Below are 15,279 nucleotides of genomic sequence, written 5' to 3'. Positions count from 1 at the left end.
TAATTCTTGTTGCAATTCATCAGCTTACTTCCGATAGGTAAGTCTGGATACTTTTTTTTGTCTAATTTAAAATGTTTTATTATGAAAACTGACATTTTTAACCAAACTCATTACGAAAGTCGTAATGTTTTATTTATTAACCTCTTAATACGAAAACAAAAATGGCGACAAACCAAAAGCCTTCGTGGAAAGAAACTTTATTATTGAGATTATGCTTGCAGGCTGGAACTCAACTAATAAAATATATCTTTTCAAACTTATTGTAGAACTTTTAAAAGCCCAACTTCGGTTGGGTTTCTACTTTTAGTTAGACAGGTCAAAAGTATAAAAAACAAATATAAGTTGTATACTTGTAAATCAATTTATACTCATTCTAAATAGTAAGTGCGGAATTTCAAAGAACTTTTGTTTTATGCGGGTTTTTGGTTTAAGCTGTTTGCTAACGTTTTGACGCTTGGCGAAGTGCAAAACTTCGGAAAGAGTCGGTTAATAATTAATTTTATGTTTCTTGCGGAACTTTAATTCCACTTTATTTTTGCATTTTGCCAAACGGCTGTTAGTAGCTGGCTTTTTATTTTCCATTTGCTAATCTACAAAGTTTTTCTTACTTTCGTTCCTCAATTTTCTACTATGCAAAAATTTGGCTCTTGTGAGTTCACAGTTAACGATTTAGTTTTATACACATCACGCTTCGGAGATTCTTCAGTTGATATTTATGAAATTATTGAAGTTTTACCTAATAAAGACGGAAAGTATGAAGATAAACCTTTTACAGAAAATTATTGGATTAGAAATATTAAAACTAAAAAAGAATATCTTGTTTATCATTCTGAATTAAAACTTAAATAATTATGGCTAAAAAATCTGAACCCAAAACACCAAAATATACAGAAGGTGATATTTTAAAATCTATAAATTCTAACTCAAAAACGAAGTCAGAAACAACAGTTATTTTAATTTCTCGTTGGGATAAAACCCCTTCTCAAAGAATTGCTTGGTTATGTAAAGCTTATCCTGACGGCGAAACTGAATTCGCTATTCCTGAAAGCGAATTATTCCCAGTTGACTAATCCTTGTTCAATAAGTTCGTTTTTGGCGATTTCTAAAGAATACTCTTCATCAGTTTCTCGGTTTACTATTTTCCATTTACTTTCTTGGTCAGGTTTTCTTGCACACATTCTGTAAATAGGTAGGACAAACTTTTCAAATAATGGTTCTAAATCATCTTTAGTAAATCCATATAAACTATCTGTTACTTTTTTACCCCATTTTTGGAGTCCCTTTTCCGTTGGGTGATATTCCATTTATGTTTAGTTTTTTTCTAAACGTGAATAGTAAGCTGTACGTCTTTTAAGCTTGCTACTAACTTATATATATGCTCAGTTTTTTGTTATTTAGTTGAGCATATCCTCCTATTTTCAAATAGCTTTGCTCAATTATTATGTATTTGATATTTTTTTTTAAACCGAAACCGCACCTTTAATATGCTCGTGCGGGTCGTAGCCTTCCAACGTGAAATCGTCAAAAGTGAAATCGAAAATGTTGGTTACATTTGGATTCAATTTCATTATTGGTAATTTTCTTGGTTCCCGGCTCAATTGTAAATTCACTTGTTCTATATGATTGTTGTAAATATGTGCATCACCAAAAGTGTGTATAAACTCACCAGCCTCTAATCCACAAACTTGTGCTACCATCATCGTAAATAAGGCATACGAAGCAATGTTAAACGGTACACCTAAGAAAATATCGGCACTACGTTGGTACAACTGACACGATAATTTCCCATCGGATACATAAAACTGAAAAAACGCGTGACAAGGCGGTAAAGCGGCTTTTCCATTCGCCACATTTTCCGAAAAAGAAACGGTAGTATCTGGTAAAACAGAAGGATTCCAAGCCGAAATTAACATTCTACGGCTATTCGGATTTGTTTTTAAGGTTTCGATTAATTCGGTAATTTGATCGATTTCTTCGCTGTTCCAATTTCTCCATTGGTGCCCATATACGGGTCCTAAATTACCATTTTCATCTGCCCAAGCATCCCAAATTTTTACGCCATTTTCTTGCAAATAGGCAATATTGGTTTCGCCTTTTAAAAACCAAAGCAATTCGTGAATAATCGATTTTAAATGTAACTTTTTAGTGGTTACCATTGGAAAACCTTCGCTTAAATCAAAACGCATTTGGTAACCAAAAACACTAATGGTTCCTGTTCCTGTTCGGTCGCCTTTTTGAGTTCCGTTCGCTAAAACGTGTTTTACTAAATCGTGATATTGTTTCATTTATATGGGTTTAAGGTGTTGGGTATTGGGTTAAGGGTTTTTGGTATTCGGTTAATTTTTAAATAAGATAAAAAAGAGGCTATTCTTTTTTCAAGTATTTGAATGGATTCAATTTGTTTTGAAACTATATTTTCATCTAAATAATTTATATCTGAACACAACATGAATTGGGTTTCTAATTCAAAACAAGAACCTAAACTAATTTCTAAAAATCTGCATAAATCTTTATCTGAACTTTTAGCACATCCTTCAGCAATATTAGATGGAATAGATATTACAGAACGTTTTATTTGTGAAGTCAATCCAAACTTTTCATCGTCTGGCATTTGCTTCATAATCATATAAGTAGCAGCCACAAGCAATCTACTGTCTTTCCAAATATCTAATTCTCTAAAATTTCTCATTCTGAAATAAAAAATAATCTTTTAAAACCTTTTACCAAAAACCCTTAACCTTTTACCCAATTAATGATTAAAAGCCTCTACGTCTTTTGGATTGTGTTCGTGCTTAAATAATACCGCAAATGCAACAGTAATTATTAAAGCATAAACTGCAAATGTTAGCCAAATGTTATGCCAGTCTTTTCCGTTTGCAGTTGTAAAATAAGTGTCAATTAAAAATCCACTTCCTAAACTTCCTAAAATCGCTCCGAAACCGTTGGTCATCATCATAAATAATCCTTGCGCAGAGGAACGAATTTTAGAATCGGTTGTGGTTTCAACGAAAAGTGAACCTGAAATATTGAAGAAATCGAATGCCAATCCGTACACGATATTCGACATAATAATCATCCATAAACTTCCAATTGGATCGCCATAAGCGAAAAATCCAAAACGCAATACCCAAGCTATTAAACTGAAAAGCATTACTTTTTTGATTCCATATCGTCGTAAGAAAAACGGAATGGCTAAAATAAATATGGTTTCAGAAATTTGAGAAATAGACAACACAATATTTGCCGATTTTACTACAAAAGTTTCTGCATATTTGGGTACGTTTTCAAAATCTTTAATATAGGTTTCGCCATACATATTGGTTAATTGTAAAGCGGCACCTAAAAACATACTAAAGATAAAAAACATAGCCATTTTAGATTCTTTAAACAATTTAAACGCATCTAAACCAAAAATTTGAGAAAATGTTTTGTTTGTTCTTTCATCTTTTATTGGTTCAATTTTTGGCAAAGTGAAAGAAAAAAATCCTAATAGAATTGCGAAAAAAGACGCCATATAAAACTGATTACATTCTACTGGCATATTGGTTATAGAAGCAATCGCTTTTCCTACTCCAATCCCAAAAGAAAAAGGCGGATTTACATTACTAAATAAATTGGTACACCACATAGCCGCTATAAAACCGATAGTTCCCCAAACTCTGATGGGCGGATAATCTTTAATGATATTAAAGTTAAATTTTTTCAAAACTGCAAAAGATAGTGAGCTTGACAAAGATAACGTTGGCATATAAAAAATCATACCTACAAGCAACACCCAAAAGAAAGTAGAAGGGCTATCAATAGCAGGTAAAAAAAGTAAAATTATTCCATATAAAATATGATGAATTCCGTATAATTTTTCTAAATTTAAATATTTATCTGCGATAATTCCAGATATAGGTGGCATAATGATGGAACCTAAACCTAAAGTTGAAAACACAATTCCAAACTCGGCACCAGACCATTGTTTAAAACCGAATCCATAACTTGCCAAAGTAGTTAACCAGGCACCCCATACAAATAATTGTAAAAAACTCACAATGGTTAATTTTAATTTTATGTTCATTTTGTAGTATTTTGATTGGTGATTATTTTCTATCGATTTCTGCTTTTATTAGGGCTGCTTTTTCGTAATCTTCATTTTGAATGGCTTCTTCTAATAAATTATGTAATTCTTGAATGGAAAATTTTGAATATATGTTTTGCGGTTCTTCTTCGCCATAAACTTCAGGTTCAGAAAGTATATCGTCGTCATCTATTTCTTCGTCTGAATGCAATTCTTGTTTGTTTTTATTTAAGAAAATTCCAGCTTTATCTAATATGTTTTTGTAGGTAAATATAGGTGCATTAAATCGTAAGGCTAACGCAATTGCATCAGACGTTCTCGCATCGATTACTTCTTCTTTTGCCTCTTTTTCGCAAACAATACTTGAATAAAAAACACCGTCTACTAATTTATGAATAATCACTTGAGTAATAACAATTTCATATTTATCTGCGATGGTTTTGAATAAATCGTGTGTTAAAGGACGCGGTGGCGTAATTTCTTTTTCTAAAGCAATAGCAATAGATTGTGCCTCAAAAGCACCAATAACTATTGGTAATTGTCTGTCGCCATCTACTTCATTCAAAATTAAAGCATAGGCTCCATTTTGTGTTTGACTATACGATATTCCTTTAATGGTTAATTTAACTAAACTCATTTTGTACTTAAACTTTATTCAAATGTACTATAAAAATATTTTCTATAAAATAAAAGGCTATCTAAATTGGATATTTCTATCGTATTTAGATAGCCTTTTTAGGAGGCACAATATATAAAAAATTTATGCGTTTGCCGCTTTAAAAGCTTTTAATTTTTCAATCAATTTAGGAACAACATCAAAAGCATCGCCTACAATACCATAATCGGCTACTTTAAAGAAAGGCGCTTCGGCATCGGTATTAATTACCACTTTTACTTTAGAAGAGTTGATTCCTGCAATATGCTGTATAGCTCCAGAAATTCCGATAGCTATGTATAAATTAGCTGCAACGGGTTTTCCTGTTTGCCCCACGTGTTCCCCGTGAGGACGCCATCCAATATCTGAAACGGGTTTCGAACAAGCGGTTGCTGCACCAAGTACAGTGGCTAATTCTTCAATCATTCCCCAATTTTCTGGTCCTTTTAATCCACGACCTGCAGAAACTACGATTTCAGCATCAGCAATGGTTACTTTACCTGTTGTTTTTTCTGAATTGGTTACTTTCACGCCAAAATCTGAATCCGATAAGGCTGGTGAAAAATCTTCTTCCGTTAATGAAGTTGCATTTTCAATCAATCCGAATGAATTTTTAGAAATTCCTAAAACTTTTACATCTGTAGCAATTTCTGTTAAATTAAATGCTTTGTTAGAAAAAGCACTTCTTTTAACTTGAAATGGAGTTACACTTAAAGGCGCTTCAATTACATTTGATGCAAAACCTGCATTTAAATGTACAGCAACTAATGGAGCGATGTGTAAACTATCTGTAGTTGATGCTAAAATTACCACTTTAGCTCCCTCTTTTTCTGCAGCTTGCTTTATTACATCTGCGTAAGCTTTTGCATTAAATGACGTTAATTTATCATTTGTTACATTTAACACTTTACTCACTCCATAAGCAGATAAAGCATTATTTTCTGTAGCATTAATTGAAACAGCAGTTACTGTTGTTCCAAGCATATCGGCTACTTTTTTAGCGTATGAAGCAATCTCAAAAGCTACTTTTTTGAATTTACCTTCGTTTGATTCTGTATATATTAAAACTGACATATCTTTTTATTTACGATTTACGTTTTGCGATTTACAATTAAATTACTTTAGCTTCGTTGTGTAATAAATTAATTAATTCATCTATATTATCTGCGCTGATTAATTTTACTGCTGATTTTGCTGCTGGTTTTTCAAATTTCACTGAAGAAGTGGCATTAGCGTCTGAAGTTGGTTCAACAATATTTAATGCTTTCGTTCTGGCGGTCATAATACCACGCATATTTGGAATTCTTAAATCTTTTTCTTCAACCAATCCTTTTTTACCTGCAATAATTAAAGGTAAACTTGATGTAGCCGTTTCTTTACCGCCATCAATTTCTCTAATCGTTGTAGCTTCAGTGCCAAAAATTTCAATTCCAATACAAGCATTTACAAAATTAAAACCTAATAATCCCGCTAACATTCCAGGTACCATTCCTCCATTATAATCAATAGATTCTGTACCTGCAATAATTAAATCGTAGCCACCTTGCTTCACCACGTTAGCCAATTGTTTTGCAACAAATAAACCGTCTGTCGGATTGGTATTTATACGAATGGCTTCATCCGCACCAATGGCCAATGCTTTTCTTAAAGTAGCTTCGGCATCTGCACCACCTACATTAACAACAGTTACGTGGGCACCATTTTGCTCTTTTAACACAATTGCTTTGGTTAAACCAAACTCGTCATTTGGATTAATAACATATTGAACCCCATTTGTATCAAACTCGGTATCGTTATTAACAAAATTAATTTTTGAAGTAGTATCAGGAACGTGACTGATGCAAACTAATATTTTCATTTTTATACTGATTTTATATTGATGCCACGAAATTACAAAAAATGTTTTAAAAAAATATTATGCACGCATATAAAATATTGTTTTTTCACAAAAATTAAATAAATTTTATGAATTGTTGAATTTAAGTAAGTAAAAATAAGAATTTGATAAGATATTATTAAAGAAATCGATTGAGTAAAAATATTAAATAATAATGAGCGTACTCATTAAAATTTATTATTTTTGCCATTCACTAAGTTTTAGAATTAATTTTATGAGAACAATACAGTTTAGAGAAGCTATTTGTGAAGCAATGAGCGAAGAAATGCGTCGTGATGAAACGGTGTACTTAATGGGAGAAGAAGTTGCAGAATATAATGGAGCCTATAAAGCTTCAAAAGGTATGCTTGATGAATTTGGACCAAAACGTGTTATCGATACACCAATTGCAGAATTAGGTTTTGCAGGTATCGCAGTAGGTTCCGCAATGAATGGATGCCGACCAATCGTAGAATATATGACGTTCAACTTCTCTTTAGTAGGAATTGACCAAATAATAAATAATGCTGCTAAAATGCGTCAAATGTCGGCAGGACAATTTCCAATGCCAATGGTTTTTCGTGGACCAACAGCATCTGCAGGACAATTAGGAGCCACACACTCGCAAGCTTTTGAAAACTGGTTTGCCAATACTCCAGGATTAAAAGTGGTTGTTCCAAGTACAGTTTATGATGCAAAAGGTTTGTTAAAAGCTGCCATTCGTGATAACGACCCTGTAATTTTTATGGAATCTGAACAAATGTATGGTGATAAAGGTGAAGTTCCAGAAGGTGATTACATTATTCCACTTGGAGTAGCTGATATCAAACGCGAAGGTACTGATGTGACTATCGTTTCATTTGGTAAAATTATTAAAGAAGCGCATATCGCTGCTGAAGAATTAGCCAAAGAAGGAATCTCTTGTGAAATTATCGATTTAAGAACCGTTCGTCCAATGGATTACGACTGTATTATTAATTCGGTTAAAAAAACAAACAGATTAGTCGTTTTAGAAGAAGCGTGGCCGTTTGCCTCTGTTGCTTCAGAAATTACTTATATGGTTCAAGAACGTGCATTTGATTATTTAGACGCACCTATCCAACGTATCACAACTGCTGATACACCTGCGCCATACGCACCAACTTTATTAAAAGAATGGTTGCCAAATAGTAACGATGTAGTGAAGGCAGTTAAAAAAGTTATGTATAAAAAATAAAAACAGATAATTAGAAAATATTTATTATAATAAATTTTTCAATTTGTCTACTACTCTAAAATAAAGTATATTTGAATCCCGATTTTATCGGGATTTTTTTATAACTATTACCCAAATGAAAAACCTACTAACACTTATTGTTCTAATTTCATCACTTGCTTTTTCCCAAACTAAAGTTAGTGGTATCATTTTAGATGACGCCAAACAGCCTGTTTCTTATGCAACGGTGGCTTTTAAAAATTCCGCAGAAGGCGTAATTGCAGACGAAAACGGAAAATTTTACTTAGAATCAAAAAAAACATATACTACATTAGTGATTTCCTTTGTTGGATATAAAGACAAAGAAATATCGCTTTCTGGTGAACATAATTACGATTTAAAAATTAGTTTAGAAAACGCAAACGAAATTGCCGAAGTAAAAGTGTATGGCGGAAAAACTTCAAAGAAAAACAATCCTGCTATAGACATTCTTAGAAAAATTTGGGAAAGAAAAAAGAAAAATGGATTACGACAATTTAATCAATACGAATACGATAAGTATGAAAAAATCGAATTTGATATCAATTCTATAGACAGCACATTTATGAAAAATAAAATCTTCAAAAATGTAGAATTTATTTTTCAACACGTGGACACTTCAGTCATTACTGGTAAAAATTTCTTGCCTATTTTCATTAACGAAACCAAAAGCAAAGTATATGGCGACAATTTAAAAAACAAAACAAAAGACGTTTTAGAAGCCAATAAATATTCTGGATTTGGAAATGCAAATAATGATGGTGTAAATGCCTTTTTAAAAGATTTATATGCCGATTATGATATTTATAACAACTACCTTAAATTTTTCGATAAAGATTTTGTAAGTCCTTTATCAAGAACTGGAATTCAAGTATATAATTACGTTTTAGCAGACAGTACATTTATTGATAAAAAATGGTGTTATAATATTGTATACTATCCACGAAGAAAAAACGAATTGACTTTTAAAGGTGATTTTTGGGTAAACGATTCTACTTATGCCATTAAGAGTATCAATATGGAAGCGAGTAAAAGTGCCAATATCAACTGGGTGCGAGATATTTATATTGAGCAAGAATTTGATGTACTAAACGATTCGGTTTTTTTATTGAAACGAGATCATATGATGACGGATTTTGCGCTAACCAAAAAAGAAGGTTCAAATGGTATGTACGGAAAACGAACAACTATGTTCAAAAATCATCAATTCAATAACGAAAAAGACGATAAATTTTACCGGGAAGAAGTCAATACTTTTAATAAAGAAGCGTTTACCAAAACTGAGGAATATTGGGAAGAAAATCGATTTGAAAGTCTAAATTCTAATGAAAAAGGAATTTACGAAATGCTCGACACCTTAAAAACAGTTCCGAAAATTAAAAGGTTTTACAATTTAGTATCTATTTTAGGAAGTGGTTACATTCAAGTTGGAAAATTTGACATCGGACCTATTTTCTCTACTTTCGGATACAATGATGTAGAAGGGCAACGTATTAGATTAGGAGGAAGAACGTACTTTGGTCCTAACGACCCGTGGCGCATTCAAGGATACACTGCTTATGGTTTTAAAGACCAAAAAATAAAATACGGAATCAATGCTCGAGTAATGTTGGATAAGAAAAATCGCTTTATTGCCTCTTTTGGAAACCGAAGAGATGTTGAGCAAATTGGCGTAAGCTTAACTACTTCAAATGATATATTGGGTAGAAGTTTTGCTTCTTCTTCTTTTTTCTCAAGTGGTACAAACAATAAATTAACCAATGTAAATTTAACCAATTTAGGTTTCGAAATAGAGCCCGTTAAAAATTTGGTTTTCGAAAGTAGTTTCTCTTACAGAACGCTATCTTCTGCTTCACCAGAATTTAAATTGGACTATTTTATAGATGACACTTTTAGTCAAACATCAAACAAAATAACTCAATCTGAAGTCAATTTCTTAATCAACTATACGCCAAATAGAAAAATGATTGGCTATGGCGTGGATCGAATGGAAGTAGATTTAAATTATCCAAGAATTTTTGTAAGTTATTCTCAAGGATTAAAAGGGGTTTTAAATAGCGATTTCAACTATTCAAAATTACAACTTTTTTATCGTCAACCATTATTAATTGGTGGGTTTGGACGATTATTTACGACTTTAGAAGTAGGAAAAACTTTCGGAAAAGTTCCTTTATCTTTAATGGGAATAATACCTGGTAATCAATCGTTTTTTATTATCGATAATACCTATAATTTATTAAACTATTACGATTTTGTTGCCGACCAATATACCTCACTTCATTTGGAACACAATTTCAATGGAAAATTATTTTCAAGAGTGCCTTTGCTTAGAAAACTAAACTGGAGAGAAATCATTGGCGTAAAAGCCGTTTACGGTTCAGTTTCAAACGAAAACAAAGCGCTTAATGCCTCTGGGCAAATTTATCAAGCACCAGTAGATGGGTATTACGAATATTCTGCAGGAATTGGGAATATATTTAAAGTGATGCGAGTGGATGCCTCATGGCGTGGAAGTTATTTTGATATTCCTGAAGCTCGAAAATTCACAATCCGAGTAGGTTTTGGTTTTTATTTTTAAAAGACAAAACTTCGATTATTTTTTAATAAAAATTAATTTTTCATAAATTTTTATAGTTATTTTTATAGTTAATGTATTTTTTTACCGTCAAAATCTATAATTTAAAAAATCGAATACGCACTCAACCCTAACTTCTATCTTTTTTCTACCTTTGACGTCGAAAAATAAATACAAAAAATGACAGCAGATAAAATAACTACATTTGACGTTTTGGTAGAAATTCCTAGAGGAAGCCGAAACAAATATGAATATGATTTTGATTTAAAAAGAATGCGTTTTGACAGAATGTTATTTTCTTCAATGATGTATCCAGCAGATTACGGATTTATCCCTGAAACATTAGCATTAGATGGCGACCCACTCGATGTATTAGTTTTAGTAACCAAACCAACATTTCCAGGGTGTGTTATTGAAGTAAAACCAATTGGTGTTTTCCATATGGCAGATGACAAAGGTCCAGATGAAAAAGTAATTTGTGTTCCAGTTTCAGATCCAATTTGGAATTCTTTAAACGATTTAAGTGATGTAAATCCACACTTGGTAAAAGAAATTGAACACTTTTTTCAAGTATATAAAGATTTGGAAAATAAAATAGTTGATGTAGAAGGCTGGGGAGATGTAAATGAAGCTCGTGCCATCATAAAAGAATGCACTGAACGTTTTGAAGCAATTGAAAACAAACCAGAAGGTTTATTCAGCATAAAATAAAAAAATTTCATTATTTTTATTAAAAAAGGCAATTATTCTAACGATAATTGCCTTTTTTGTTTATTTTTGTTAAAACGAATTAAAATTAACCATTAACTATTTACAAAAAACTATGAATAATTTTATGATTTACTTGCCAATTGTTATGGCAATTATTGGATTGCTTTTTATGGCAATGAAACGCGCATGGGTATTAAAACAAGATGCCGGAGACGGTAAAATGAAAGAAATTTCAGATTACATTTATGAAGGAGCATTGGCTTTCTTAAAAGCAGAATACAGATTATTAACCGTATTTGTAATTCTTGCAAGTATTGTTTTAGCTGGAATAACTTTCATTCCTGGAGTTAAAACACATTTATTTATTGTTGTAGCATTTATTTTTGGTGCCTTTTTCTCAGCATTAGCAGGAAATATGGGTATGAAAATTGCTACAAAAACTAACGTAAGAACAACTCAAGCTGCTCGTACAAGTTTACCACAAGCATTAAAAGTTTCATTTAGTGGAGGAACGGTAATGGGATTAGGTGTAGCAGGTTTAGCCGTATTAGGATTAACAGGTTTTTTTATAGTATTATTTAGATATTTTATGCCAGGTGGTGTTTGGACAAATACGGAAGATATGACCGTAGTTTTAGAAACATTAGCAGGTTTCTCTTTAGGAGCTGAATCTATTGCATTATTTGCACGTGTGGGTGGTGGTATTTATACCAAAGCTGCAGACGTAGGTGCTGATTTAGTTGGAAAAGTAGAAGCAGGTATTCCAGAAGATGATCCACGTAATCCAGCTACAATTGCTGATAACGTAGGTGATAATGTAGGAGACGTTGCAGGGATGGGTGCCGATTTATTTGGTTCTTATGTAGCAACGGTTTTAGCTGCTATGGTATTAGGTAACTATTTGATTAGAGATATGGGAGGAAATATTATTGAAGCTTATAATGGTTTACCAAGTTTTGGTGGAATAGGTCCAATTCTATTGCCAATGGCAATTGCTGGTTTTGGAATTTTATTTTCTATCATCGGAACGATGTTAGTTAAAATTTCAAGTGATAATGCTAAAGAAGCTCAAGTTCAAAAAGCATTGAACATCGGAAATTGGGTTTCTATTATATTAACAGCTATTGCATGTTATTTTCTTGTTGATATTATGTTGCCAAAAACATTAGAAATGAAATTCTTTGGTGAAGGTATTTTACCAATAGAATCAATAAGAGTTTTTTACGCAACTTTAATTGGATTAGTAGTTGGCGGAGCCATTTCATCAGTTACAGAATATTATACAGGATTAGGTACAAAGCCCGTTTTGGCAATTGTACAAAAATCGTCAACTGGAGCTGGAACAAATGTAATTGCTGGTTTAGCTACAGGTATGATTTCAACTTTCCCGACTGTAATTTTATTTGCTGCAGCAATTTGGTCTTCGTATGCTTTTGCAGGCTTTTATGGCGTGGCGTTAGCGGCTTCTGCTATGATGGCTACAACAGCTATGCAATTAGCAATTGATGCTTTCGGACCAATCGCCGATAACGCTGGTGGTATTGCAGAAATGAGTGAATTACCAAAAGAAGTTCGTACTCGTACCGATATTTTAGATTCAGTAGGTAATACAACTGCTGCAACAGGAAAAGGATTCGCAATCGCTTCAGCCGCTTTAACATCATTAGCATTATTTGCAGCTTATGTTGAATTTACAGAGATTGATGGTATTAATATTTTCAAAGCGCCAGTATTAGCGATGTTATTTATTGGTGGAATGATTCCTGTTGTATTCTCTGCATTAGCAATGAATTCTGTTGGAAAAGCTGCAATGGATATGGTGTACGAAGTACGTCGTCAGTTCAAAGAAATTCCAGGAATTATGGAAGGAACAGGTAAACCAGAATATGGTAAATGTGTGGAAATTTCAACAAAAGCGGCTTTACGCGAAATGATGTTACCAGGTATTTTAACAATAGGTTTCCCAATTGCAATTGTACTTTTAGGAAAATTAGTTTACCCAGATGATAATCAATTAATTGCTGAAATGTTAGGTGGTTATATGGCAGGAGTTACCGTTTCAGGTGTACTTTGGGCAGTATTCCAAAATAACGCTGGTGGTGCTTGGGATAATGCTAAAAAATCTTTTGAAGCTGGAGTTGAAATCAATGGAGAAATGACATACAAAGGTTCGGATGCGCACAAAGCAGCTGTAACTGGAGATACTGTTGGAGATCCATTTAAAGATACTTCTGGTCCTTCAATGAACATCTTAATTAAATTAACGTGTTTAATTGGATTGGTTATCGCGCCTATTTTAGGAGGTCATTCTGAAGGAACTAAAAAAGAAATGAAATGCACTATCATTGAAATGCACGGAACTGGAGATGTAAATATGGGTAAATGCGACATGACAAAATGCGCAACCATGTCAAAAGATGAATGTGCGAAAATGTGTGATTCTTTAGGTTGTACAGCAGAAGAAAAAGAAATGTGTATGTCTCATTATGATGCTAATGGAAAATTCATTGGAAAAGAAGGAGAAAAATCTTGCTGTTCTAAAGACGCTGATAAAAACGTTAAAGTAGAAATTACAAATAATAATGGAAAAGCAAAAGCTACAGTTACAACTTCTATAAACAAGAGTGTAAATGTTCAAACTTTTGAAGGTTCATTAGAAGAAGTAAAAGCAAAAGTAGAAGGATTGAAATAGTTTACTTTATACCATAAAACAAAAATGCCTCAACAATAGTTGAGGCATTTTTTTATCTTTTAAATTTTTAAAATAAACCGTTTATTTCGGCATCTATTCTATTTATAATATTTCCTAAATCTTCTGGATTGTTTACAAAATCTATATCATCCACATCAATAATTAATAATTTCCCTTTTGTGTATGTAGTAACCCAAGCTTCGTAACGCTCATTCAATCTACTTAAATAATCGATTGAAATTGAATTTTCATAATCCCTTCCGCGTTTATGAATTTGCCCTACTAAATTTGGTATTGAACTTCTTAAATAAATAAGTAAATCTGGCGCTCCAACCAAACCTTCCATCAAATCAAAAAGTAATTTATAATTGGTATAATCTCTATTAGACATTAAACCCATTGCATGTAAATTTGGTGCGAAAATAAAAGCATCTTCATAAATGGTTCTATCTTGTATGGTTTTTTTACCTGATTTTCTTATCTCTAAAATTTGTCTGAAACGACTATTTAAAAAATAAATTTGCAGATTAAAACTCCAACGCTCCATTGAATGATAAAAATCATCCAAATACGGATTGTCATCTACATCTTCAAAATGTGCTTCCCATTTAAAATGTTTGGATAATAGCTTTGTTAATGTAGTTTTTCCAGCCCCAATATTTCCTGCAATAGCTATATGCATATGTTATTTTTTTATTTGATAGGTACTTAATTGATAGTTTGTAAAAATAGAAAAAAATCCATCTGTATAACAAAAATTTTCAATCAATTTTTCATTTATATTTACCTGTTGTGATAATTGATTTTCAAAAGTATAATAATATATTTTATTGTCAAACAGATAAAACAATTCGTTTTGATTTAAAAATACTGTTTTCAGACACGGATTTACTTTTCCTAATGTGGCTATTTTACCAAATTTTGATATCGAAAAGCAATTTCTTTCAGTGTCAATCCAATACAAATAATTATAATCTGATTGCGAATACGAGATATTTTTTATAGGATTTGAAAGAAATTTTATTTTTTTAGAATTTAAATTGTACAATCCTATTTGCTGACTTAAACTATCATAAAACCACAATTCGTTTTGAGAAGCAGGCTTTAAAAATTCGCAATTAATTTCCGAAAAAATAGTAGTTTTAATTTCGTTAAGTTGAGCGTCTAACAATACAAAAGCATTATTTTCTTTATAAAAAACAAGCGTTTGCAACATATTAAACGTTTCTACACTTGAAATTTTACCAAAGTTATTATTTGCGTAGTTTAATGTATCAGATTTACTAACTTTATATAACGTATTCCTATTTGAAAAATAAAGTTTTTCTGACAGGTCATTTCCCCAAAACACTTCGAAACGAAAAGGTTTAGATGTTATCTTAACAGACTCAATATTTTGAGCTGAAGTATAAAATGTAGTTAATAAAAAAAATAGTAAAATTCGCATATAATGAATATTAACACAAAAAT

At 32.0% G+C, this 15,279-nt stretch carries 15 protein-coding genes; 6 read left to right on the top strand and 9 right to left on the bottom strand.

Annotated features, from left to right (window positions below):
- Window positions 1-630 precede the first annotated feature (630 nt).
- Window positions 631-849 carry a hypothetical protein gene (locus tag KA468_RS00145; protein WP_291240927.1) on the top strand — a complete coding sequence of 73 codons (219 nt, stop codon included), beginning with the start codon at window positions 631-633 and terminating at the stop codon, window positions 847-849.
- Between the two features lie 2 nt (window positions 850-851).
- On the top strand, window positions 852-1,070 hold the full coding sequence (locus tag KA468_RS00140) for a hypothetical protein (protein WP_291240926.1): 219 nt from the start codon (window positions 852-854) through the stop codon (window positions 1,068-1,070).
- Here KA468_RS00140 and KA468_RS00135 read toward each other — a convergent pair.
- The 7 genes from KA468_RS00135 to KA468_RS00105 all read right to left on the bottom strand — a co-directional run bounded on the left by KA468_RS00135 (window position 1,053) and on the right by KA468_RS00105 (window position 6,579).
- Window positions 1,053-1,304: a hypothetical protein gene (locus KA468_RS00135; RefSeq protein WP_291240925.1), complete on the bottom strand. Its 252-nt coding sequence runs from the start codon at window positions 1,302-1,304 to the stop codon at window positions 1,053-1,055. The genes KA468_RS00140 and KA468_RS00135 overlap by 18 nt on opposite strands.
- 156 nt (window positions 1,305-1,460) lie before the next feature.
- Window positions 1,461-2,285, bottom strand: a complete 825-nt coding sequence (locus tag KA468_RS00130) for a thymidylate synthase (protein ID WP_291240924.1) — start codon at window positions 2,283-2,285, stop codon at window positions 1,461-1,463.
- On the bottom strand, window positions 2,282-2,689 hold the full coding sequence (locus KA468_RS00125; RefSeq protein ID WP_291240923.1) for a four helix bundle protein: 408 nt from the start codon (window positions 2,687-2,689) through the stop codon (window positions 2,282-2,284). Before KA468_RS00125 ends, KA468_RS00130 begins: the two co-directional genes overlap by 4 nt.
- A 60-nt stretch (window positions 2,690-2,749) precedes the next feature.
- Window positions 2,750-4,066, bottom strand: a complete 1,317-nt coding sequence (locus tag KA468_RS00120; protein WP_291240922.1) for a nucleoside permease — start codon at window positions 4,064-4,066, stop codon at window positions 2,750-2,752.
- A 22-nt stretch (window positions 4,067-4,088) separates the two neighbouring features.
- Window positions 4,089-4,703, bottom strand: coding sequence for a bifunctional nuclease domain-containing protein (locus KA468_RS00115; protein WP_291240921.1), 615 nt, complete (start codon window positions 4,701-4,703; stop codon window positions 4,089-4,091).
- A gap of 123 nt (window positions 4,704-4,826) precedes the next feature.
- Window positions 4,827-5,795, bottom strand: coding sequence for an electron transfer flavoprotein subunit alpha/FixB family protein (locus tag KA468_RS00110; protein ID WP_291240920.1), 969 nt, complete (start codon window positions 5,793-5,795; stop codon window positions 4,827-4,829).
- Window positions 5,796-5,832: 37 nt separating this feature from the next.
- Entirely contained in the window at window positions 5,833-6,579 is a 747-nt protein-coding gene (locus KA468_RS00105) for an electron transfer flavoprotein subunit beta/FixA family protein (protein ID WP_291240919.1), read from the bottom strand.
- A 253-nt stretch (window positions 6,580-6,832) separates the two neighbouring features.
- Between KA468_RS00105 and KA468_RS00100 the strand changes: the two genes are divergently transcribed.
- The 4 genes from KA468_RS00100 to KA468_RS00085 all read left to right on the top strand — a co-directional run bounded on the left by KA468_RS00100 (window position 6,833) and on the right by KA468_RS00085 (window position 13,809).
- Entirely contained in the window at window positions 6,833-7,813 is a 981-nt protein-coding gene (locus KA468_RS00100) for a pyruvate dehydrogenase complex E1 component subunit beta (protein WP_291240918.1), read from the top strand.
- A gap of 115 nt (window positions 7,814-7,928) precedes the next feature.
- Window positions 7,929-10,409: a DUF5686 and carboxypeptidase-like regulatory domain-containing protein gene (locus KA468_RS00095; RefSeq protein ID WP_291240917.1), complete on the top strand. Its 2,481-nt coding sequence runs from the start codon at window positions 7,929-7,931 to the stop codon at window positions 10,407-10,409.
- Between the two features lie 177 nt (window positions 10,410-10,586).
- Complete coding sequence (locus KA468_RS00090) at window positions 10,587-11,117, top strand: inorganic diphosphatase (protein WP_291240916.1); 531 nt, start codon at window positions 10,587-10,589, stop codon at window positions 11,115-11,117.
- 112 nt (window positions 11,118-11,229) lie between these two features.
- Window positions 11,230-13,809, top strand: coding sequence for a sodium-translocating pyrophosphatase (locus KA468_RS00085; RefSeq protein WP_291240915.1), 2,580 nt, complete (start codon window positions 11,230-11,232; stop codon window positions 13,807-13,809).
- 67 nt (window positions 13,810-13,876) lie between these two features.
- Here KA468_RS00085 and KA468_RS00080 read toward each other — a convergent pair whose 3' ends face one another.
- Entirely contained in the window at window positions 13,877-14,491 is a 615-nt protein-coding gene (locus tag KA468_RS00080; RefSeq protein ID WP_291240914.1) for a deoxynucleoside kinase, read from the bottom strand.
- Between the two features lie 3 nt (window positions 14,492-14,494).
- Window positions 14,495-15,256 carry a hypothetical protein gene (locus tag KA468_RS00075; RefSeq protein WP_291240913.1) on the bottom strand — a complete coding sequence of 254 codons (762 nt, stop codon included), beginning with the start codon at window positions 15,254-15,256 and terminating at the stop codon, window positions 14,495-14,497.
- Window positions 15,257-15,279 lie beyond the last annotated feature (23 nt).

This window comes from Flavobacterium sp., from assembly GCF_017985075.1.
Lineage (GTDB): Bacteria > Bacteroidota > Bacteroidia > Flavobacteriales > Flavobacteriaceae > Flavobacterium.
The sequence above is the reverse complement of the archived record's forward strand: the minus strand, read 5'-3'. Positions and strand labels throughout refer to the sequence as shown.

Bases quoted from the DNA above. Each gene is read 5' to 3' on its own strand.
- KA468_RS00100 (WP_291240918.1), top strand. From the start codon at position 6,833: ATGAGAACAATACAGTTTAGAGAAGCTATTTGTGAAGCAATGAGCGAA.
- KA468_RS00135 (WP_291240925.1), bottom strand. From the start codon at position 1,304: ATGGAATATCACCCAACGGAAAAGGGACTCCAAAAATGGGGTAAAAAA.
- KA468_RS00110 (WP_291240920.1), bottom strand. From the start codon at position 5,795: ATGTCAGTTTTAATATATACAGAATCAAACGAAGGTAAATTCAAAAAA.
- KA468_RS00105 (WP_291240919.1), bottom strand. From the start codon at position 6,579: ATGAAAATATTAGTTTGCATCAGTCACGTTCCTGATACTACTTCAAAA.
- KA468_RS00140 (WP_291240926.1), top strand. From the start codon at position 852: ATGGCTAAAAAATCTGAACCCAAAACACCAAAATATACAGAAGGTGAT.
- KA468_RS00080 (WP_291240914.1), bottom strand. From the start codon at position 14,491: ATGCATATAGCTATTGCAGGAAATATTGGGGCTGGAAAAACTACATTA.
- KA468_RS00130 (WP_291240924.1), bottom strand. From the start codon at position 2,285: ATGAAACAATATCACGATTTAGTAAAACACGTTTTAGCGAACGGAACT.
- KA468_RS00125 (WP_291240923.1), bottom strand. From the start codon at position 2,689: ATGAGAAATTTTAGAGAATTAGATATTTGGAAAGACAGTAGATTGCTT.
- KA468_RS00115 (WP_291240921.1), bottom strand. From the start codon at position 4,703: ATGAGTTTAGTTAAATTAACCATTAAAGGAATATCGTATAGTCAAACA.
- KA468_RS00145 (WP_291240927.1), top strand. From the start codon at position 631: ATGCAAAAATTTGGCTCTTGTGAGTTCACAGTTAACGATTTAGTTTTA.
- KA468_RS00095 (WP_291240917.1), top strand. From the start codon at position 7,929: ATGAAAAACCTACTAACACTTATTGTTCTAATTTCATCACTTGCTTTT.
- KA468_RS00075 (WP_291240913.1), bottom strand. From the start codon at position 15,256: ATGCGAATTTTACTATTTTTTTTATTAACTACATTTTATACTTCAGCT.
- KA468_RS00085 (WP_291240915.1), top strand. From the start codon at position 11,230: ATGAATAATTTTATGATTTACTTGCCAATTGTTATGGCAATTATTGGA.
- KA468_RS00120 (WP_291240922.1), bottom strand. From the start codon at position 4,066: ATGAACATAAAATTAAAATTAACCATTGTGAGTTTTTTACAATTATTT.
- KA468_RS00090 (WP_291240916.1), top strand. From the start codon at position 10,587: ATGACAGCAGATAAAATAACTACATTTGACGTTTTGGTAGAAATTCCT.